The sequence below is a fragment of the Vibrio sp. 1288 genome, from assembly GCF_033344475.1.
In genome coordinates, this window is record NZ_JAWPOX010000038.1 from 21049 (window position 1) to 42083 (window position 21035).

A 21035-nucleotide genomic window follows, 5' to 3' on the forward strand; every position below is an offset into this window, starting at 1 on the left:
TATTGAAAGGATAGGTTAATAGGGAATACCTAGTCAGCCCTTGGAGCTGTTGACCAACAGTAGGTCACAAGGTGGTTGATCAAGTAACGTGTCTACAGTGCTGCCAGACCAAAATTGAGATGACATGCTTCGTTTACATGCCCCCATAATCAAAATCGCTGCTTGTGATTGCTTAACTGCTTTTGGTAACGCCGTTTCAGGGTTTCCTTCTGGCAGCAGTAGTGGTACTCGAGTTAACCTTTGCGCACTAATAAAATCTGTAATGCCTGCTTTTTGGTTGCTTAATATCTCTGCACGATAGCGAGAGAGGTATGGCGCGACGTATCGGCAGTAAACGAGCGTCATTTTCCCGCTTAAGGTTTGTTCTAATTTTGAGCCTCGCGAGACGATGGCTTTATCTACTATCGACTTTTCATCCCCTCGATGAAGTGGGTCGATTGCACAAAGCATGTTGGCGTGAGAAGGCCATGAACGCTCACTCAGTAGCAACAAGTCGCAATCTTGTTGTGCTAGTTCTGTGAGCATCGTTTGAATCTCGTGTTTGTTAAAGTGTCCCACGAGCAGTAAGTCAGTGTGGTCAACAAGTCGTTTCGCAACTTGCTCAACCCAATGACTCCCTTTGAAATGCTCGTAAGAGAGCGTTGGCGTTTCAAGCTCTTCTTCTTCACAAAGTTCGACAATTAATGCGTTGAACTTTAAGGTCCAAGCTTCAAACTCAGCTTGTCTTTTTTCTATATGGTCAGAGTTGAAACTGAGAAAATGAGCGAATGCGTGATCTTCACTTCGGCGATGGTCTTCCACTAAAACCACAATAGGCTGAGCCAACGCTGTCGAAAATTGAATCACTTTACGAAGCACCTTACGACTTGGTAAGGCGGCCTGCTGAGTCAGAAAAAATACAGGTGCCATTGATTACTCCATTATCAAACAAGGCGAATGAGCCTGACACACATTCAAGTCTATACCATGAACTGATGCAGAGGCGTTTTGTTTCTGCGAGCGAAATATAAATTCCGCAATTAAGTCAACTATCGCCTAGAATTTTAACATCAAGAATTCATGCCTTCGGATAGCACATATCGTCAATGCGGCGAATGTGGTACTGAAAGCTATAGGTAAAAGTAATGATAGATTCCAACCAATTGCAAATTAACCGCAAAGTGCCACATTTGCTTGCTGAGATCATTAAAGCGATAGAATCGACCGAAGACTTGAGCTTTTTGAAAGACTATCAAGAAGCACAGATTGCGAACATTTTGGAATCGGTCAACATTGCTTACCGTAAGCGTGTCATAGAAGCAGTGCCGCCTGAGAAGTATTGGACGGTATTAAATTTGCTCCGATACGACACCGCCAAGCACATTCATCAATCACTCAATAAAGACTTACAACATGAACGCTTGGCGTACATAACGGATTCAGAACTGATCATCTTTGCGGACTTTCTACCGACCGAATTTGTAGATGAATACCTTATTGATCAAAGTGAAGAGTCTGTCGCGCATATCCAACAAGCATTGTCGTATGAAGACAACAAAGTTGGACGTTATGCCGAGCCTCACTTTCTGGTCGCAAACCCTAAAAACAGCGTAGGAGGCATCAAAACCGAGCTGCTAAAACGTGGGCAAAGTCCAGTGCGGTTGATTATTGTGCGTGATGCAAGTGGTGTGATTGGTACGATAGAGCCGCAAACCCTGTTGCTGCATGAGAACCATACCAAACTCACAGACTTGACCGTAGTCACGCCAATTCTGGAAGATATCCAAACGATTCAAAGCGTCAGTAAACAGGTCTCGATTGATGGTGGAGCGCATTGGTTTCCTATCATGGCTGGTGGCAAAATTATGGGCGTTTTGTCGATGGCGACCATCGCGATTACCTTGCGTGAACTCAGCCTACAAGCTGTAGTGGCAGAAAACGTACGAAGTGAAGAAGATTTGTTCACACCATTAACTGTGGCGACAAGGCTAAGAGCACTTTGGTTGGTGATTAACTTGCTGACCGCTTTTGTTGCCTCTGCCATCATTGGTATTTTTGATAATGTGGTCGAGCAAGTTGTAGCGCTTGCTATCTTAATGCCCGTTGTGGCGAGTATGGGCGGCATCGCAGGTAGCCAAACCTTAGCGGTGGCCATTCGGGGTATCGCACTAAACCACTTGCACCAAAGTAACTTGAAGCTATTGGTGAATAAGGAATTAAAAATCGCCACCATTAATGGTTTAATTATGGGATTGGTGATCGCGGGTGTCGTTTACATGGTGTTTGACTCTTTGCCATTGGCGCTTATTATTTGCTGTGCCATTTTCCTCAATAGTTTGGCGGCCGCGGCATCGGGTACGTTGATACCATTCACGTTGAAAAAGTTTAACATTGACCCCGCCGTGGCTGGCTCGGTAGTATTGACGACCGTTACCGATGTCGTTGGTTTCTTTGCGTTCTTAGGCTTAGGTGCCATTTTCTTGATATAGATATCCAATTGACGCGTTAACTAGCAGAACCAATCGCACCATTTCCCAACCCAGTATTTTGGGCGAGCTTGCTTCACTCAGCATTCCTCCGTTTTCCATAACCGATGAACACGTCGTTTCGGTTCTTACTTTGTATATCTCTTTACTGCCCAGTTCTATTCCCCAAATTTCCCACTACCGATCTCGCTTAACGCTGGCGTGCCAAATGCCAATTTCAAACGCCAGATGATGCCCATTTTCTTGGCTGTACACGCATTACTTCACTCAAACAAAAAATAAGGAAACAATTTTGAATAAACTCATCGTATTCACTGGTGGTCCCGGTGCAGGGAAAACTTCGGTAATCGAACAGCTAAAAACACAAGGCTTTATCTGCGCGCCAGAAACCGGTCGTCACGTGATGCAAACGCAGGTTGCCAATCACGGTTCAGCATTACCTTGGAATGACAAACAAGCTTTTCGAGACGAAATTATGAAGGCAGAAGTGAGCAATTACCGAGCTTTCAATGTCCACCAAGGGAATGTGTTTTTTGATCGCAGTATTGTGGACGTATATGGCTACAGTAAGTTGGAACAACTGCCAATCTCGCATGAGCTCATCACGCATTGCCAGACGCTTCGTTATCATTCTCAAGTGTTCATTTTTCCACCTTGGGCATCGATATTCAGCAATGACGAAGAGCGAAAGCAAGATTTTTCTGAAGCGGTGGCTACGTATCAACAGATGGTCAACGCTTATCACAAATTTGGTTATCAATTGATCGAAGTGCCCAAAATGTCAGTCGAAGACAGAGTAGCGTTTATTCTCGGCTCAGTCATCGAACAAGGCTGAAAGATGATTGATGCAAACAAATGAGTAAGGCTATTGTGAGCACGACAACAATATGCGTAAAGGGAGTTATTTATACTGGATAAAATTCAATAACTTAATTGAGTGTTATGTCTTTTAAATATCTTACCTTATTGCTCGCAACGACGAGCATGAGCAGCTTTGCTGATGTAGGCCTGCCTTCGGGGGATGATTGGTTAAACCATGTGACGAATGGCCTAGCCCCATATTGGATGATGGAAAGCGCGCATGGACAACCTGAGGGGAATTTTCCGACTTTTCGTTGTGATAACGGTGTCATTCTCGATCCACAAAAGCCGTGTGGAGAATTAAACAAAGGGTGGATTAGCCCGCACTTCGATCGCGAATACACCCGCATGAAATCGCGCCAAACTTACGCTTATGGCGTACTTTTTCATCTTACGGGTGACAAGCAAGCATTAGAGCTGGCAAAGAAAGGGGCTTATTACCTGATTGATCATCTACAAGATGAGAAAAACGGCGGCTTCGTGAGCTTTACGCGTAGTGGAAAACCGGGGATGGAGTGGCAACAACGAACTTCTCAAGACCAAGCTTACGCCTTGGTGGGGTTGGCGATGTACTACTACTTAACGCAAGATCCAAAGGTTGAACAAGCACTTATCGACCAGCAAGCGTTTATATTTAAACAATACCGACGAAGCGATGATCGCGGTCTGGCGTGGGTTTTGAAAGATGGTGATGGGGAAAGTGAGAAGCAGCAAGAGTTAGTCGCTCAACTTGACCAAATTAATGGCTACCTGTTGTTAACGGCGCCACTTTTACCAGAACCAGCGCAAGCCAAGTGGAAGCAAGATCTGCAATGGCTGATGCAAGTGATGCTAGATAACTACCATTCCGTCAAAGAGCAGCGTTTTTATGGCGCGATACACCACAAAGCGGTAATGATGCCAGATGCGAAACACAATGATTTTGGACACACCATCAAAGCGTATTGGATGACGTATCTCACTGGTCAGTTGTTGGAGAATTCCAATTGGACAGAGTTTGGTTTCAAAGGAATGAAACACACGCTTAAACAAGCGCAATACCAGCAAAACTTTGAGCAAGTCAAAGCGCTTTTCTCACCAGAATGGCAGAGTAAATGGACGCAAGAGAGCATTCCTGCTTGGCAATCAAGACCATACAAGCACTATAGCTCGTCTTGGGAATGGGCAGAGCTCGATCAAGCGGCAATGACAGTTTCCCTTGTTGATGGTTCGATGAAAGAAACGCTTCAATACACGTTACCCACTTTTATGGATGCATGGGTGGATCATCAATATGGAGGCGTCGGTCTAAGCCCTAAATCAACCAAAGCGTTCCATTGGGGAAATGGTTACCACCAGTTTGAACATGCGTTGGTCGGGTATTTGTACGCGCAACAAATGGCAAAACAGCCTGCCAAGCTTTACTACGCGCGACCAGCAGAGAATAAAATGCCACTTAATCCATATTACTTTAGCGCAGACGTAAAATCGTTGTCGTCACAAAGTGATGGAGTCACCACCGCGACATTCACCAATATTCGACCTTAGGTTGGTCGATGGTGATGTGTTAATTAAAGTCCGCGTAAAAGCCAAAGCAAAATTGTAGCAGTAATATCAATAAAGGCTAACCAACTGGTTAGCCTTTATTTTTAATAATCTTACATGTAATGGTGACAACACATATAGTTAACGAATGTTTATTTGTAATGACCGCTGAGTGTTTCTAACAAATATCTAACTATAAATTAACTTTCATTGATTAGGGTATATCTCACAACTAGGACAACTTAGAGCTTGGAACTTTATGCAATCCTGTTCATAATAATGGTTTTGAGAGAATCATTATGTACATTTCTATACTAACGCACGAGAGAGATACGCCGTTATCAATCAACTACATTAATTGCATGTATCCAGCTGACAAACTATTTAGCTCTTGTGTCGAACTAAGAAGCAAATTAGATAATGAGAAAATTCCCGTTAATACCATAAAAGATACTTCTCTTGCGGGACCATTACGTAAGCTTCCAAATGATATTACAGGTGAGAAAAGGTTACAAAAGCTTAAGGAACAGATAGATCGCAACATGGCGGTTAAGTCTGGTATGTTAACCGATCGAATGCACTGGAAAAACAAAGCTGTTATTCCTTCACGTAAATTTTCGTCTCTAGCTCCAATACAGTCGTCAACTCTAGCTTCTACTGCAATGAAAGCAAATAGTGGAAGGGCCATGGCCTTAGGGATGGTATTACAGAAAGGCAGAGCTATGCTTCTCTTTGATATTATCCGACAAAACGTTAGAGTACTAGCTAATCGAGTACACAATGCAAATCTAGAATCATCTGGCTGCATTTTGATTGTTAATGTGAAGTATTTGAAAGTCGAAAGGGAATATGGGAAAGCTCCTCAACTATCTAGAGTTTCATTAGCAAGTATAATTCCTCAAGAAGACAAGTATAACTTTGATTCGAGTGCTTATGTTCGTGGTCAAATTGCCAATATGTGTGAAGCTAGTGCTAAAGCTCCGATCAATACAAAGTTTCAAATTGTAAGCGGTCAGTATGACGATTCATACTCGACAGCAGTCTTGTTTATCAAATGCACATGGGAATAACATGAGAATTGTTAACGTTTTATTAGTAGTGCTCCTTGTTACGGCATGTAACGATACTACGTCAAAGTTTGAGGCAACTAAAACGACAGAAAGCCTCCTAACTAAGAACCGAGAAGCTCCAGAGCAGTTGTACAGCGAAGCAAATAAATTTTATGAACAAGGTGATGTGCAAGGAGCAAAGTCTTTATTGATCAAAGCTATCGAAGTGGATGATGTTCATAGTAAAGAGCTTTTAGGGATAATCCTTCTGAAAGAGCCAAAAGTCATGGATGTTAAGCGGGGCTTTTCTTTAATCTCAGAGGCTGCTGATGATGGGTTGGCGAGTGCACAATTTTATTTAGGATCATGTTTGTATGATGATGGCTGTGGTTTACCTGAAAATAAGGTGCTTTCAGCCTATTACTTGACGCAAGCGTTAAATAATGGTGAAGGTGGTGCACAAATGCTACTTGGATTTCTAGATGAAGAAATAGGTGACACTGCGATTGATCAAAAAACATATGCGGTAGAGCTGAATCGCTATATAGAACAGCTCAATTAATATTGCGGCTTAATGTTTTATAGGGTTTTAATCGAACCTCAAACAGAGAGTGCTGGACTTCTACAAAGCAGTAGAAGCCACAGCGAAGCTGCAACAATAATCGAGTGTGTAATAGAAAATAAAAAGCCGTCAGAACCACTGGTTTTGACGGCTTTTTATTCTATAACAGGTAGAGACTTCAATTTTCAGCGTGATAGGTCCATGAAAACTTAAGTGAGATTCCAATCACGTCGCATGATCTCACTAGTGTCATTGGAAATAAATGAATTGTTTCTGATACATAGAACGTATTAACATGGTTGCACTGGGCCCTTATGAGTAAATTCATTGAATATACCATTTGAGAGAGAGGGTTTAATTTTAAAAATAACAGTTAGTTGGAATCTAGGTTAAATGAAAATAAAACTATTTAAAAAGCTACAAGTTGTATTTCTTGTGGTGTTGTTTCTCTAGGTTGTCCAAGCGGAAGCATGATCTAAAACGCTTATTTTATTCAAATAAATGGAAGGAAATGAAAGTGGAATTAAAAAATAACTATTCAGAATCAGAAATAAACCAGCCACCATCGGTACTTCTTGTTGCGTCTCTGTTGTGTCTGGCGTCCGTTTGTTGGGCTGCATTGCTGTTGGCCATTGAATATATTGTTGGGATAGAAATGAGTGGTACAGGCTTTCTTAGCACGTTAATCCCAGCCATGAGTGTTGGTTATTACTTCGGCTACAAGACTGGAGATGTAATGCCATCAAAAACAAGATGGTATGCTGTTTTACTGTGGACTTTAGCAAGTTTGGTAGTGTTCTCTCTTATCTTAATGTCGTTAGATATTTCTCCGTTTTATTTATTATCTGAGCTCGGTGGGGTAAGTATTTTTATTGCTATCATAATGCTAATAACGATTGGCATCGCCTACTTAATTTTAAAAAGTGGTGAGAAAATGGCGATTAGAGTATTACTCAAAGCCAAGGAAAGTCAGTAGATAAAATACAACAAACGATTCAATTAGGATCATGACAAGACGTCAGCCATAATGTGCTGGCGTTTTAGTTTCCTGTTTGTAGGATTTTTTGTCTAAAAGGCAAACCCATTTATTGTGTTGTCGTTTGAGTTAATGGTTTATGCCTTGTGCGCAAGATAGCTTAGCAGGTTTATGTATCGAGAAACGTGTGTATAATTCGCCACGAATTACGATTTATAGATATGAAAGGTAAGTATGGCAGTCCTCGAAATTCTCTCCATTCCAGACCCAAGGCTTAAAGTAAAAGCAGAAAAAGTCACTGATGTATCGACAGTACAAACGCTGATAGACGATATGCTAGAAACACTTTACGCAACGGGCAATGGTATCGGTTTAGCTTCAACCCAAGTAGGCAGAAAAGAGGCGGTTGTTGTCATCGATATCTCTGACGAACGTAATGATCCTTTAATCTTGGTTAACCCAGAAGTGGTGAGCGGAGAAAACAAAGCACTTGGTCAAGAGGGATGTCTCTCTGTTCCTGAGTACTACGCAGATGTAGAGCGTTACACGTCAGTTGTTGTGTCTGCACTAGACCGTGATGGCAACCCGATTACAATCGAGAGCGATGAGTTCTTGGCGATTGTGATGCAGCACGAAATTGACCACCTATCGGGTAACTTGTTCATTGATTACCTCTCACCGTTAAAGCAAAAAATGGCGATGAAAAAAGTGAAGAAGTACGTAAAAGCGAAAGCTAAGTAATATGAGAGGAAGTAACCCTCCATGTCGAGTTACTTCCTTTTAAATCAAGAATAGGAAGGTAGGGAGAGCGGTTCATCTCTGCTTTTGGGGGACATAACGCTTTACGACTTTCATAAGCCTTTGAAATGAAGAGCAGTCCATATGCGATTCATGAGGGCAGGAGGCGACATGGTTTAGGCTGTCTCGCACCGCTTTCAAACGTTTTATTTGCTCATCAATCTCAAGTGCCTTTTTCGTTAGTAAGTCACGATCGATATATGGCTTTGAAACTTCTGATTGATTCAACATTTCTGCCATTTCGTTAAGCGATATTCCAGCGATACGCCCCAAACTAATTAAATTGAGTGTATTGAGTACCTCTGGTGAATATTGGCGTCTCAATCCATTCCTTCCTATCGAGCGAATTAACCCCAGCTGTTCGTAATACCTGAGCGTTGAAGTCGGCAATCCTGATTTTCTAACCACTTCTGCAATATCCATATTATTCCCCATTGACTTCAAGTTGGCTTTAAGTTGTAGCATGCAACTAAGACCTTAACAAATCAAAAACTTGAGGAGAGAAAAATGCTGCTTTTAATGGGATTGCAAGCGGTGCTAATAGGGATTGGTGCCACTTTGATAATGGATTTATGGGCATGGTTACAAAGGAGAGTGTTTGGTATTCCTTCATTAAACTATGCGTTGGTTGCGCGCTGGGTTTTGTACATGCCCCAAGGAAAGTTTATGCATGCGCCAATTATGGCGTCAGAGGCGATGCCGGGAGAAAAGTCACTTGGCTGGTTTTTGCATTATGCCATCGGCGTTACTTTCGCTTTGGCTCACGTTACTGTTTTTGGTCATCATTGGTTGGTAGAGCCCAGTCTAATGCCCAGCTTAATTACAGGCGTGGTAACGTTGATCTTCCCATTTTTGGTCATTCAACCTTGTCTAGGATTTGGTTTTGCTGCGAGTAAAACCCCAACACCTTGGAAAGCCCGTTTTCTTAGCACATTGGCGCATTTGGGTTTTGGTTTGGGTTTATTCATAGCCGGGTTTGCAATCAAAGTTACGAGCCAGTATTTTGCATAGAGAACATGAGCATCATGCAAACGAGTGGTTTTTATCTATGATGCTCAACTCTTGGTTGTTTTTTGCGCTTTGATCATAGTTGACCGATATGTCTAAAGTCTGTTGCATTTATCCAAGACGTAAAGTCGGCGGACATTTAACATTGCCTTAACGTCAGAATGGCAAGCGGTTTACCAAGAAAAACTAAAATTATCTGGTTTGACATAAAGAATATTAAGGGTTTCAGATGGCTTCAAAAGTGGCAGGGATATCAATACTGAGTTTATTGGCAGCGCCAGTTGCGATGGGAGAAACAGCCAGTGCTTATGATTTATGTTTGCTAGACAAAATAAAGCAAAGCAAAGGTGAAGAAACCATAAAGAGCATTCGCGCGCAGTGTGAGCTTGACACAGTAACCAGCACAGTGCCCGCTGATCCAGAAATTGAAGAGCCTGAAGAACTTCAGGAAAGTTTGGTCGACAAGCGTTTGGAATCAGAACGAGAAAACGCGTTCGAACCGTTTAGTCTGGTCGCGCATCGCGTTAACTATATTCTTCCGTTTACATACAGTGATCGTGTAAATAAACGCGCGTATGCCGACACCAAATACGGCGATGAACTGCGTAAGGAAGAGGCGGAGTTCCAAATCAGTTTTAAAGTACCAATGAACTATGATGACTTGTTGTTTGATGGCGATGGTCTGTTTTTTGGAATGACTCTTAAATCATTTTGGCAGGTATATACGGGTGCAGCATCTCGTCCATTCCGTGAAACCAATTATCGTCCAGAGCTTTTTTACTACACCCCAACTGACTGGAAACCACTTGATGGTTCGACTTGGTTAGGTTTTGGTATTGAACATGAGTCTAACGGTCAGAGACAGGAGCTATCGCGCAGTTGGAACCGTGTCTATGCCAACGTAACCTTTGCAAAAGACAATTTTGCGGTTTCTATCCAGCCTTGGTGGCGTATACCTGAAGATGAAAAGACATCGCCTAATGATCCCAAAGGTGATGATAACCCGGATATCGAAGACTATATGGGACACTTTGAGCTATCGAGTGCTTACAAGTGGAATGGTTACGAGTTTACCTTTTTAGGTCGCCAGAACTTTCAAACACATAAGGGTTTTGCAGAACTGGGAGTGTCATTTCCGATTTGGGGCAAAGTTCAGGGGTACGCACAATACTCAGCGGGTTATGGTAAGAGCTTGATCGACTATGATCATAATCAGCAGCGGATTGGTGTTGGTATTGCAATCAACGGTGTTTTGTAGTTTTTCGTAGATGGATAGAAATTAACACTGGCAATTGAAATTTCAATATTTAGAATGCGAGGCTGAAATTGATTTCTAACCTAGAGTGATTTTATGCTTCGTGATTACACCTTCGATTGTCTTGTAACTATGCCTCGCCATGAGCTGGAAGAGTTTAGTGCTCGTATGATCAGTAAAATGGTGCCAGAAGACGTGATGAATGATCTGTTCACCTTTGATCAAGAAGAAGTGGATAGTGAAGACCGCATGTTGTCTGCACGTCTTGATGCAATGCTACGCATGACAGCAATCGCACTGAGTGAAATTCAACAAGCGTTTGATGACTCAGACAACGCAAAGCAAAATAGCGAGCGAATGACGCGATTGGTGCTTTGGCATTTCTACGCGATCTCATTCCGTTTGGAAGAGGCCATCACGCTAGAAACACACTGTGCTCTAGTGGAAAAACTAATCGAAAATGCACCTTCGGATGTTTTTGCGTGGGTAAAAACATTGACGGATCTGCTGCACACTTACGCTGAAATCAACGCGAAAGAGAATCCTCAAGACTAAACACCTGTCGTTTATCGTTCAGTAAATTAGAAACAAGGCGAGCCATTTGGATCGCCTTGTTTTTTCGCGTCAGATAAACCTTCGGGTTTGAAATACCAAACAAGCCTAGACTCAGATTTGTTCGTTCACTAGCGAACGGCGTGATTCCTTCTTACACTAAATCAAGGTGTTTGTTGCTAAACAAGCAAATGCATGACTAAGTCGTGTATTGTTTTCCACTTAAATGCGGATAATTTATGTCGAAGAACCTTCTGGTTTTTAAATTGGAACCGACTATTGAGCGTGTACGCTTTCCAGCTGAGCTTCATCTATCTAAAGGAAGTGAACGATGGATCCGTTAACGCAAGGTTTATTGGGTGCAGCTTTGCCACTGGCCGTGAGCAACAAGCGAAACCTTGCAGTTGTTGGCGTGTTGGGCGTGGTCTCTGGGATGGCTCCGGATTTAGATGTGCTCATCCGTTCTTCAACTGATCCTTTGCTGTATTTGGAATACCATCGCCAATTTACTCACTCGCTCTTGTTTATCCCGTTTGGTAGTTTCATTTGTGCTTTGTTGTTGTATCCGTTGTTCGTAAAGAAGCGAGGACTATGCTTCCGGCAGAGTTGGTTTTACTGCGCGCTTGGTTATAGTACCCATGCGTTATTAGACGCATGCACCAGTTATGGAACACAGCTTCTATGGCCGATAAGCAACACGCGTTATGCTTGGAACACTATTTCGGTAATCGACCCCGCGTTCACACTCCCTATTTTAATATTGCTTTTGTTTGTTGCACTGAAGCGAAGCCCAAACTATGCCCGCATTGCATTTTTATGGTGCCTGGCTTACCTAAGTCTTGGAACGATACAACGAGATAGAGCAGAAGTAGCTGGTTGGGAAATCGTCAAAGAGCGACAACACAACGCTATACAATTAAAAGCCAAACCAAGTTTCAGCAATCTTTTGGTTTGGAAACTAATTTATGAAACGGAAGAGAGCTACTATGTAGATGCCGTAAGGGTGGGGCGTTCAATAAAAATTTACCCTGGCGAATCAACTCCAAAGTTAAATATAAAAGAGCAATTTCCGTGGCTAAACCCGCAATCGCAACAAGCAAAAGACATCGAACGTTTCCGTTGGTTTTCAAACGGTTTTGTAGCGACGGATCCGAATAATGAAATGCGAATTGTTGATATGCGTTATTCCATCGTACCAAACCAAATTAATGCGTTATGGGGCATCAATCTATCCCCAAAAGCCAGTGCAGACGCGCACGTTGAATACACTGCTCATCGAGGAAGTACTGCAGAAGATCGCCAAGTTTTTTTCAACATGCTTACGGATTTTGAGTGATGGTTTTACTTTGGATGTCGATGCGGTTTCGTAATAACTATTACGCAGACTGAAAGTCCTTTACTAGGGTCGGCTTGCTAGCGAAGAAAATCTTGCCAAACAGGGACTTGTACTTCCAGCCAAGAGACAAAAGCCGTTTAGCTAAGTTCTTGTTTTCAATGATTGCAACCTCAACACCTTGGTAGTGGTAAGGATTGCTTTTGATGTAGTCGATAAATGCAGTAAGCACGCCTTGCCCGCGAACGGAGGGTGCAAAGTTGACTGCTACAATAGAAAAGCGTTGGCTACCTGCTGGGCAACGGACTAAACAGTGCCCAAGAGGATGAGTAATAGTCTCAGAAAATTCAGGAAAAGGGCGAGACTCAAGCTCTTGAGAAAGCGCATCGTATCGCTGACATAGATAAGAAAATAGTTGTTTCGCTTCGCTGTTCATATCGGTGCCGCTTTTGTGTTGCTTGGTTTAAAGGCATTGATGTCTCGAATATTGTAACCATAGATAGCAACACAAAACGCGGTAAACTTTTTCAGTAATGATTTCCTATTTTTGAAACCTGAATTGTTACAAATGAAGTTGATTGGGTTTTATATGGTGGTTGTGAACGAGTGTTTCTAGTTGAAGGGAGAATACGCTGGTTACTGGAATTCCTTTGTTAAAAGGCGAGCTGCTTGGTTTAATGCCGCTCGTTTAACTGCGAGTGGCATCTTTTGTATTTCGTCACCTTGTACAGCGACGATGGGACATGATGTGGGATCTTCTATCCTAGCTCTTCATGGTCTAAAATATCTCATTAACCACTCAGAGCGCAGCTATTAGATTCCTAGTCTCGCAAGGGCTCGCTGGACTGACACAAAAACATCGTTAAACTCCTGTTATTAAATTATTTGGTCCGCCTTTGCTTATTTTTGAGCGCTTAACTAGGCGTTACTCCAAGTGCTTAAATTGCAATGCCACAAGTCGCTGATACAACTCACAGCTTTGCATTAATGATTGGTGGTTACCAGCATCGACTAATTCGCCATTGTCGAGCACCGCAATTTTATCCGCATGTTGGATAGTCGAAAGACGATGAGCAATAATCAGCGTTGTGCGTCCTTTCATTAGAGCTTCAAGTGCTTGCTGAACGTGATGTTCACTTTCACTATCAAGGGCGCTGGTAGCTTCGTCTAGCAGTAAGATTTTTGGATCTTTTAGAATCGCGCGAGCAATCGCAATGCGCTGCTTTTGTCCGCCCGATAGCCTAACGCCGCGCTCCCCTAAAAAGCTGTGATAGCCTTCGGGAAGCTTCTCAATAAACTCATGGGCATGGGCTTTTTTCGCGGCTTCGATAACTTGTTCATCCGTCGCTTCAGGATTACCGTAGCGAATATTATGGAAAACATCATGGCTAAACAGCGCTGGTTGTTGTGGTACGAGCGCCATTTGACGTCGAAGCTCGTTTGGATCGAACTGTCGAATATCTTCACCACCAAACAACACTTGCCCTTTTTGCGGATCATAAAAGCGTTGCAGCAGTTCGAATAGTGTTGTTTTACCGGCACCAGAAGGGCCGACCAACGCCAACACTTTTCCTTGTTCAGCAGTTAGATTTAACTCTTTGATAGCTGGTTGATTTGGGCGAGAAGGGTAGTTGAAACTCACCGAATTAAAGTTAACCTCAGCAGGCATGTCGGCACGGACAGGCAAATGGTTGCTTGGCGCTTTAATATCACTGGCTACTTGAAGGATCTCAATCAGCCGTTCGGTAGCACCTGCGGCTCTTTGCAATTCACCCATGACTTCGGAAATGGTTGCAGTCGATGAGGCAACCATAATGGCATAAAACACAAATGCGGCTAGGTCACCCGCAGACATTTTTCCGTGAATCACATCGCTGCCGCCTATCCAAAGCATGCCTGAAATCGCGCTGAACACAATCACAATAACGCCTGATATCAGGATCGCTCGCTGCTTTACTCTCTGTCTGCCTACTTCATAAGCTTTTTCCACCTCGACAGCGAAAGCCGCTCGTTCATGCGACTCTGAGCTAAAACTTTGCACGGTTTTAATATGTTCTATCGCTTCTCCAGCGTAGCTTCCGACATCGGCCATTGAGTCCTGACTTTGGCGAGAGAGAGCACGCACGCGTCGTCCATAAAACAAAATTGGCACCAAAACCAAAGGCACAGAAGCAAGCACAATCAGCGTGAGCTTAACGTTGGTAGCGAATAACATAATGATGGCACCAAAACACATCAAAGCGCTACGCATCGCCATCGAGAACGATGAACCAATAATGCTTTGCAGCAATGTGGTATCGGTAGTCAGGCGCGACATTATGTCGCCGCTACTGTTGGTCTCAAAATAGCTCGGATGCAGCGTAATCACATGATTAAACACCGCAAGGCGAATATCCGCACTAACGCGCTCACCTACGGCAGAGACAAGGTAAAAGCGAAAGAAAGTCCCAATGGCAATACACAATGTGACACCGACAATAAACTGAATCGCATTGGTGAGCTCTTGCAATGATTGCTGAGCAAAGCCTTGGTCGATAAGAATGCGCACTCCATAGCCAACGGATAACGTCAAACTTGCTGTCGCGACAAGGGCAACCAAGGCTGCCGCAACCCGCCATTTATAAGGTGCAATAAAGGTGCTGAGTTTAAGAAGAATGCTGAGATTTTTGTTATTTTTTCTGCTCATGAGTGACTCACAAAGCGTTTTAGGTACCTGGCATAGTAAGCCAGTTTGGTTGGTGAGACCAGCGAACTACCGCTTTCGGATTAGGAAGTTGAGGAGTTTGATAGAGTAAACATTACTCTATCTGTTTACTTTTAAGTAATCACTTAAGTCACATTGACTACTTACGGAATCCCCATGGGATTGAAATTCAAACTTTCTGATGGGGTTGGTGGCTTCGCAGTTTAAATTAGACATATTTACTCTTTCCTTCATACCGATGACATGATGCCTGAAAACTCCTTTCCAAATAACAACCTTTTGATTGGCAACGGTTGTGGTCACTTCTACACTGCATATTGTTTGAAATAGACCGTCGAAAATACTTAGAACTTTATTCCTTTTTCTGAAAACAGGATCAAACTTGAATTCCCCATTTGTATTCGTGGTGAAGCTACGTTCGAAAGAACGATTTTCTGACCGAATGGTAAGTACTACATTTGCATTCTTTATGGGGGTATCGTTCTTCGTAATACGTCCTTTTATGCTTGGTGTAAACTCTTGAGCTTCCTTACCAAAAAATAAAAAGCCAACAGCAAAAACAGAAATCAGTACGAGTATGAGTAAAGCTGCAAACTGTTCTAAGAACAGAAAAACATTGTTGATCATCGCTTACAAATCAGTAGTCAGTGAATACACCTCGAATTGTTGCGTATTGTCTCGAGTGACTATAGCGAGTATCTAAATCGGTGAGACATAATTCACGATTTTTTTAGAAGTTTTGGAGGATAGAGTGACCCAGGCGATCTTTGTTTTGAATAAGAAGCACTGCGATATTGACAGATATAGCCAATATCGCATGTATATCGAAAATCACTTAAACGTCGAAGAGACTAGAATCAGCTTTTAGTTCGGAGGGGGTTACGCACGGCTTTTGGCGAGTAGCAGGTCGACTTTTCCTTTGGCTGTTTTACTGACCGTTTGCATCAACTGAAAACTTGGTTTTTCGACGCCTGAGTTTTCTATCCCTTCGACCATTAAGAGCCAAAGCTTGGCTGTCATTTGCGCATCGGCTAGTGCTCGGTGGAAAACACCGTCGTTGTCGATATTTTTATAGCGAACAAGTTCACCTAGCTTATGTGATGGGGCTTCTTGAATGAGCCGTCTTGCCACTAGTAAGGAGCAAGCAAACTCACCCGAATAACCACAGTTGATTCGTTCAAGCTCCGCATCTAAAAATCGTTTATCGAAGGACGCGTTGTGAGCGATAAGGTTTTCGCCTGCAATGAACTCACTAAATGACGCCATTACCTCTTCGCAGCTTGGTGCCGATCGCAACATATTGTTGGTAATGCCGGTGTAGTTCTCAATGAAAGAACTCACTCTGAAACCGGGATTCATGAGTTGCTGAAAACTATCGACAACCTCGCCATTGACTAACTTTACTGCACCAATTTCTATTGCGCGATCACCTAAAGTAGGAGAGAGACCTGTGGTTTCAAAGTCGAGTACGACCACAGAGTTTGCTTGAGGCATAAAATTTTCCAGCTGAGTAATATTGCGCAAGAGTATTATCGAAAGCGACAGAAAAAGAAAGGCGAACACAATGGTGAATATCTGTCTATCTTTACTCCACAAAGTCAGTGTTCGTCGTCCACAGTTTATGGACAGGTACGTTCTGGCTTACCCATCGCGGCTTGTGCGGTAGCCTTATATTTCAAATGTTTTTCGGCTTTTCGATTCATTTCAATTAAGCATTAACTTTCGATACAACATACTGATTATAAATTGATTTTATAAATCAACTTCGGCATCATTCACGGCTTGATTTTGAGTATGAATATCATCACGGCAAAAAATTAGAACAACTTATAATGAGAGGCTAGGGAATGATGGAACCAATGAAGAATCATTATTTAGAGATACCTGAAGAAAGAAAATTGCGTATTTTTCGTGAAGAAGATGAAGATTTCTACAGCTTCTGGGAAAGAATGCTTGATGAAAAACAATCTTTTTATAAGCAACCTCTTAAAAGAATGAAAGGCGATGCTTGGGATTCGCTTGAGGCATTCTTCACCGCTTCCGAATTCGGACAACATCAGGCCTCGCCAGCTTACATAAAAAGGGCGCTTGAGTTACTGAATAACGTGTACTTGCTGGCCAATCATTCAGACCAAGTGGTTGAATTTTCCGTTGGGCACCGACACTTTTCGGAAGTGGGTAACCGTTCTGTTGCAGAAGGAACAATGGATGCTTGGTTGGATGAAATCTGTTTAGCAATGGCAGCGAGAGATTGGCGCTGCGTAGAGCTGATGACCATCATGGATGAGTCGTTAGTTTCTATAAAGACGCCGTTTAATGTTGCGCTAGTCGAGTTCGTTAACGGTGTATTTAGCAATTCATCAGCGTTACCTGAGTTATTGCAAACTGTGATGGAGAAATCTTCTCCGCAATACTTAGAATCAACCAGAGTGCCATATGTACACTCTTTGTTTATTCCATTTGTGAATGTGTTTGTTGCCATTATCGATGGCGATGAGGCACATTATCAAGAGGCACTGAGGGATGCGTTAGAGGCGCATTACCAGTTCTACATGAATGAAGATGTTCGCTATTCGCCAAAAGGAAATGTTTCTCTGAAACTGACTGGTCTTGCTGCATTAGCATACGATAAGTATGGCTGGACGATTCCAGAAGCCGCATATTTACCTAAATGGCTTGTTTACGGTGAGCATGATCTTTGTTCTGCGTAAATCACTCTTAAGTTAAATCTATGTCCAACCGGAGGTTCAGCACGGAGGCATACGCAGAAAATACATCGCGAAAATGCAGTTTACGCCTCCGTTTTAACAAGTTACATTGTTGAAGCTTTGATTCAAAGGACAGAACAATGAGTGCCCACCTAAAACAGCTTTGTCATATCCATCTCTCTGGTAATAAAGAAGATTCTCCAGCCGAACACTTTGCGAAAATGACAAAGTGGTGCGAAGAGAACAACGTAAATCACGATGTCTACGGTGAGGGAGAAACGATTCAAGCGTTCGAGCAAAAGGTTGCCGATCTGCTGGGTTACGAGGCAGGGCTTTTTGTTGTAACAGGGACGATGACGCAGCCAACGGTGCTTGAAATTGTCACAAGACAAAAGCGTAATCCTATTGTCGCCATGCACGCATCTAGCCATATTCCGGTGCATGAAAAACAAGGCTATCAGCTTCAACATCGCTTTAGTATTTTGCCAGTAGGGAACCCTTATCAAACATGGAAGCTTGAGGATCTCACTGCTTGGCCGGATGAAATCGCAGCCGTTCTTTATGAACTCCCGATGCGAGAAATTGGTGGTCAGCTACCTTCATGGCAAGAACTGGAAGAAATCAAAGCGTACTGCGCCGAAAACAAAATTCATCTCCATATGGATGGCGCAAGACTTTGGGAAACCGCAGCTTACTATCAGAAAGAATACCGCGAGATCGCCGCTGGTTTTGATACGACCTATGTTTCACTTTACAAAGGCATCAACGGCATGGGCGGATCTATGTTGCTTGGCTCAAAGTCGTTCATTGAACTGGCTTCAATGTGGATGAAGCGGCAAGGTGGCAACCTCTATCACAGAACACCTTATGTGGTGTCTGCGGCAATGCAGTTTGATGAAAGGTTGTCACAAATGCCGGCTCTGTTTGAGCGAACAAAACAGATCTACAAGATCATTGAAGAGTTCCCATCTTTGGCGGTGAGACCAACCCAGCCTCAAGCAAACATGTTGCACCTTATCCTGCCATTTAGCTGCGAAGAGTTGAAAGAACTCCAACACACGTTTGCCACGGAAAAGGGCATTTGGTTTGGTAACCCGCAAGTCACGGCACATCCAAATCAATCGATTGTTGAATGGTATATTGGTGACTACCTGCTCAATCTTGGTGATGACGAATTAAGGTCGTTTTTCAATCAGTTACTCGGTAAGAAGGCATAAACTTATCAATATGCGAGCTTACTAACACGCCATACGCGACACTTCATGTATTCTTAATTGAAGCGAAGAAGAGGATTTATCAATGTCAAAAAGCTCCAAACTTCACAATGAAGACAAACTGGTTAAGAAGGCACTAGAGATTGGTGGGAAGATGGCGAAGCTACAAGGCTTTGACCTTCCTCAGTCACCACAACCTCTAAGAGTAAAAGCGATTTACCTATTCTTGGTTGATGCCAAACAGATCACCCCATTACCGGAAAGCAAGCTAGACGGCGCAAGCATCAAACACCGACTGGCAGTCTGGATACACAGTGCATTGCCAGACAACGACCCTCTAAAGTAGAAAACCTCATAAGTCATATAGGTCATTAATTAACAAGGCGAGCCAAATGGTTCGCCTTGTTTGATCTTGGCGAGTGCACCGAGGTCTTCTAATGTTTCGTTATCATTGATTTACAAAACAGCATCAAAAGGGCTAAAGATAAAGCCAGAGAAGCGCTACAATGCTCGCGTTGCAAGAGTGCAACCAAGAATACTCATTTACAGAAGCCTTGAAGTAACCATACATGTCTAAAGATTTCGAATTCACTACAGAATACACACTCGACAAGCCATTTTTTGCTGAGTGTTATGATCAAACTAGCCAGCCAGTTAAGTTCCCGCAAGCGTATTTGAAAGGGATCCTCTTTCTAATTTTTGGTGTGGTTTTATTGGAGTTTGAACTGCTACCTAACGGTTACGTCGGTTGGTTCTTTATCGTATTGAGTGTGATTGAAGCGTGCAGCGTTTACTTCAAAAGAACTTGGTGGCTGTGGCGTCAAACCATCAGCTCAAGTCGCGGCAGTAAAGTGGTGTTTGAAGTGAATGCAGATGGCGTACGCTACAAAAGCGGTAAAGTTGACCGCAGCCTCGCTTGGAATGATATCGACCAACTCGAACAAACTGATTTGGGCTTTATCCTTCACCTTGGTAAACAACGCCAATACATCAGCAAATCTTGCTTAAACGAAGAAGTGATCGCGTTTATGGTAGAGCAGCACGCGGCATCAAAAGCGAGCTAACAAAAAAGCGAGTCCGTGGGTTTGCTTTTTTGATCTTAGAGTTTGATGCTTATGGGGTAGCTCTGATTCAGGCTCAAAATCTGAACCACTACACTCGGTGTTTCTGGTTGCGTCTTTCCAGTATATGGACTCCTTAAGTGTGCTGCGGAGTTAGTGTGTAAACTGAACCAAAAAAGTGACAATGAGATAGTTTATTGTGAGCCTACAGTGATGACGCCAACTTCTAGAGCATTTTTGCTCGATTACTATGTTCGGCAAAGGTTTGACATTCGTTAGTTTGTTGGGTTTTCCCTAATAAAGTTCATGTGGCCAGTGTTGGACTTATGCGTCTAAAGGTAACTTCTATGCGGAAGAAACTTATTCGATTTGAGGGGGCTATCCATGGAATTGCGATTCGAGCCCCATGGGAGGCGTTCGAAGCTTTAGGTAAAGTAGCCTATGAGAATGGAGTGTACAGCGAGAATCGAACCTACATCATCATCAGCTTGGAAGGGGGCGCAGTTCGGGTTTTGTAAGAGCCATTTCCCATTAAATCTATTTAATGTCAATTGTTTAAGTTACTTTTCCAACAGAAATCCAAAAACAGTTGAAACTGTAAACCTACATTTTGGCTCCTAATCACGAATTTGAAAATAGTGAAAAATTCATTATTTTCAAATTCGTTTTGATAAATCGCGACCCGATTTGGTTAGAAAGTTTCATCTAAAAAGTGCTTAATAAGAATCCCATTTAGCGGCGTTATGTCAATGTCACCAGTTAACTTATGAGGTGACGAGTTCACCTCTAACTAAGCATTCACGTTACTATGCCATTGCAATGGTTAGGTTAACTTAGCAACGATATCGCTTGTTTAGATACTCTGACTAGTCGTCCAATGGTTCTTTCGAAAGGCTATGTTCCCTTTAACTGTTGTTATACTTAAAGTAGGCAACGATTGGAGGGAACTCCTATGCTTCAGTCAC

The 21035-nt window shown here is 42.8% G+C and carries 22 protein-coding genes; 16 read left to right on the plus strand and 6 right to left on the minus strand.

What is annotated here, in order from left to right; translation table 11 throughout:
- Nucleotides 1-33: 33 nt before the first annotated feature.
- A complete protein-coding gene (locus tag R8O11_RS21060; RefSeq protein WP_047101465.1) occupies nucleotides 34-909 on the minus strand; it encodes a universal stress protein in 876 nt (291 codons plus the stop codon).
- A gap of 215 nt (nucleotides 910-1124) precedes the next feature.
- On the opposite strand from R8O11_RS21060, the gene R8O11_RS21065 reads away from it, so the two are divergent.
- The 7 genes from R8O11_RS21065 to def all read left to right on the plus strand — a co-directional run bounded on the left by R8O11_RS21065 (nucleotide 1125) and on the right by def (nucleotide 8178).
- Nucleotides 1125-2468, plus strand: coding sequence for a magnesium transporter (locus tag R8O11_RS21065; RefSeq protein WP_064376938.1), 1344 nt, complete (start codon nucleotides 1125-1127; stop codon nucleotides 2466-2468).
- 289 nt (nucleotides 2469-2757) lie between these two features.
- Complete coding sequence (locus R8O11_RS21070; protein WP_318194408.1) at nucleotides 2758-3300, plus strand: AAA family ATPase; 543 nt, start codon at nucleotides 2758-2760, stop codon at nucleotides 3298-3300.
- Between the two features lie 107 nt (nucleotides 3301-3407).
- Nucleotides 3408-4853, plus strand: a complete 1446-nt coding sequence (locus R8O11_RS21075) for an AGE family epimerase/isomerase (RefSeq protein WP_064376937.1) — start codon at nucleotides 3408-3410, stop codon at nucleotides 4851-4853.
- A 296-nt stretch (nucleotides 4854-5149) separates the two neighbouring features.
- Nucleotides 5150-5920 (plus strand): hypothetical protein, encoded by a 771-nt coding sequence (locus R8O11_RS21080; protein WP_064376936.1) that lies wholly within the window; start codon nucleotides 5150-5152, stop codon nucleotides 5918-5920.
- A gap of 1 nt (nucleotide 5921) precedes the next feature.
- Nucleotides 5922-6461 carry a tetratricopeptide repeat protein gene (locus R8O11_RS21085; RefSeq protein ID WP_033906511.1) on the plus strand — a complete coding sequence of 180 codons (540 nt, stop codon included), beginning with the start codon at nucleotides 5922-5924 and terminating at the stop codon, nucleotides 6459-6461.
- A gap of 511 nt (nucleotides 6462-6972) precedes the next feature.
- Nucleotides 6973-7437: an ABZJ_00895 family protein gene (locus R8O11_RS21090; protein WP_042520755.1), complete on the plus strand. Its 465-nt coding sequence runs from the start codon at nucleotides 6973-6975 to the stop codon at nucleotides 7435-7437.
- Between the two features lie 234 nt (nucleotides 7438-7671).
- On the plus strand, nucleotides 7672-8178 hold the full coding sequence (def, locus tag R8O11_RS21095) for a peptide deformylase (RefSeq protein ID WP_017635324.1): 507 nt from the start codon (nucleotides 7672-7674) through the stop codon (nucleotides 8176-8178).
- A gap of 72 nt (nucleotides 8179-8250) precedes the next feature.
- Here def and R8O11_RS21100 read toward each other — a convergent pair whose 3' ends face one another.
- Nucleotides 8251-8658, minus strand: a complete 408-nt coding sequence (locus tag R8O11_RS21100) for a helix-turn-helix domain-containing protein (RefSeq protein ID WP_165439075.1) — start codon at nucleotides 8656-8658, stop codon at nucleotides 8251-8253.
- Nucleotides 8659-8742: 84 nt separating this feature from the next.
- Between R8O11_RS21100 and R8O11_RS21105 the strand changes: the two genes are divergently transcribed.
- The 4 genes from R8O11_RS21105 (at nucleotide 8743) to R8O11_RS21120 (ending at nucleotide 12386) form a co-directional block, all read left to right on the plus strand.
- Complete coding sequence (locus tag R8O11_RS21105) at nucleotides 8743-9246, plus strand: DUF2938 domain-containing protein (RefSeq protein ID WP_033906514.1); 504 nt, start codon at nucleotides 8743-8745, stop codon at nucleotides 9244-9246.
- Between the two features lie 226 nt (nucleotides 9247-9472).
- Nucleotides 9473-10501, plus strand: a complete 1029-nt coding sequence (locus tag R8O11_RS21110; protein WP_005376466.1) for a phospholipase A — start codon at nucleotides 9473-9475, stop codon at nucleotides 10499-10501.
- 93 nt (nucleotides 10502-10594) lie between these two features.
- On the plus strand, nucleotides 10595-11053 hold the full coding sequence (locus tag R8O11_RS21115; protein WP_033906515.1) for a hypothetical protein: 459 nt from the start codon (nucleotides 10595-10597) through the stop codon (nucleotides 11051-11053).
- 328 nt (nucleotides 11054-11381) lie between these two features.
- Nucleotides 11382-12386, plus strand: a complete 1005-nt coding sequence (locus R8O11_RS21120; RefSeq protein WP_033906516.1) for a metal-dependent hydrolase — start codon at nucleotides 11382-11384, stop codon at nucleotides 12384-12386.
- Between the two features lie 40 nt (nucleotides 12387-12426).
- On the opposite strand, the gene R8O11_RS21125 is transcribed toward R8O11_RS21120, so the two are convergent.
- The 4 genes from R8O11_RS21125 to R8O11_RS21140 all read right to left on the minus strand — a co-directional run bounded on the left by R8O11_RS21125 (nucleotide 12427) and on the right by R8O11_RS21140 (nucleotide 16581).
- A complete protein-coding gene (locus tag R8O11_RS21125; protein WP_005376463.1) occupies nucleotides 12427-12819 on the minus strand; it encodes a hypothetical protein in 393 nt (130 codons plus the stop codon).
- A gap of 489 nt (nucleotides 12820-13308) precedes the next feature.
- The gene (locus tag R8O11_RS21130; protein WP_033906517.1) at nucleotides 13309-15069 is read right to left on the minus strand and encodes an ABC transporter ATP-binding protein/permease; all 1761 of its coding nucleotides are present in this window, start codon (nucleotides 15067-15069) and stop codon (nucleotides 13309-13311) included.
- A 117-nt stretch (nucleotides 15070-15186) separates the two neighbouring features.
- A complete protein-coding gene (locus R8O11_RS21135; protein WP_033906518.1) occupies nucleotides 15187-15714 on the minus strand; it encodes a DUF6795 domain-containing protein in 528 nt (175 codons plus the stop codon).
- A 252-nt stretch (nucleotides 15715-15966) separates the two neighbouring features.
- A complete protein-coding gene (locus R8O11_RS21140) occupies nucleotides 15967-16581 on the minus strand; it encodes a PolC-type DNA polymerase III (protein ID WP_005376459.1) in 615 nt (204 codons plus the stop codon).
- Between the two features lie 356 nt (nucleotides 16582-16937).
- On the opposite strand from R8O11_RS21140, the gene R8O11_RS21145 reads away from it, so the two are divergent.
- The 5 genes from R8O11_RS21145 to R8O11_RS21165 all read left to right on the plus strand — a co-directional run bounded on the left by R8O11_RS21145 (nucleotide 16938) and on the right by R8O11_RS21165 (nucleotide 20588).
- Nucleotides 16938-17798 (plus strand): immunity 49 family protein, encoded by an 861-nt coding sequence (locus R8O11_RS21145; protein WP_033906519.1) that lies wholly within the window; start codon nucleotides 16938-16940, stop codon nucleotides 17796-17798.
- Nucleotides 17799-17935: 137 nt separating this feature from the next.
- Complete coding sequence (locus R8O11_RS21150; protein WP_033906520.1) at nucleotides 17936-19012, plus strand: threonine aldolase family protein; 1077 nt, start codon at nucleotides 17936-17938, stop codon at nucleotides 19010-19012.
- 82 nt (nucleotides 19013-19094) lie between these two features.
- A complete protein-coding gene (locus R8O11_RS21155) occupies nucleotides 19095-19355 on the plus strand; it encodes a DUF5062 family protein (RefSeq protein WP_005376453.1) in 261 nt (86 codons plus the stop codon).
- Between the two features lie 223 nt (nucleotides 19356-19578).
- Nucleotides 19579-20073: a YcxB family protein gene (locus tag R8O11_RS21160; RefSeq protein WP_033906521.1), complete on the plus strand. Its 495-nt coding sequence runs from the start codon at nucleotides 19579-19581 to the stop codon at nucleotides 20071-20073.
- A gap of 344 nt (nucleotides 20074-20417) precedes the next feature.
- Nucleotides 20418-20588, plus strand: coding sequence for a hypothetical protein (locus tag R8O11_RS21165; RefSeq protein WP_162564176.1), 171 nt, complete (start codon nucleotides 20418-20420; stop codon nucleotides 20586-20588).
- Nucleotides 20589-21035 lie beyond the last annotated feature (447 nt).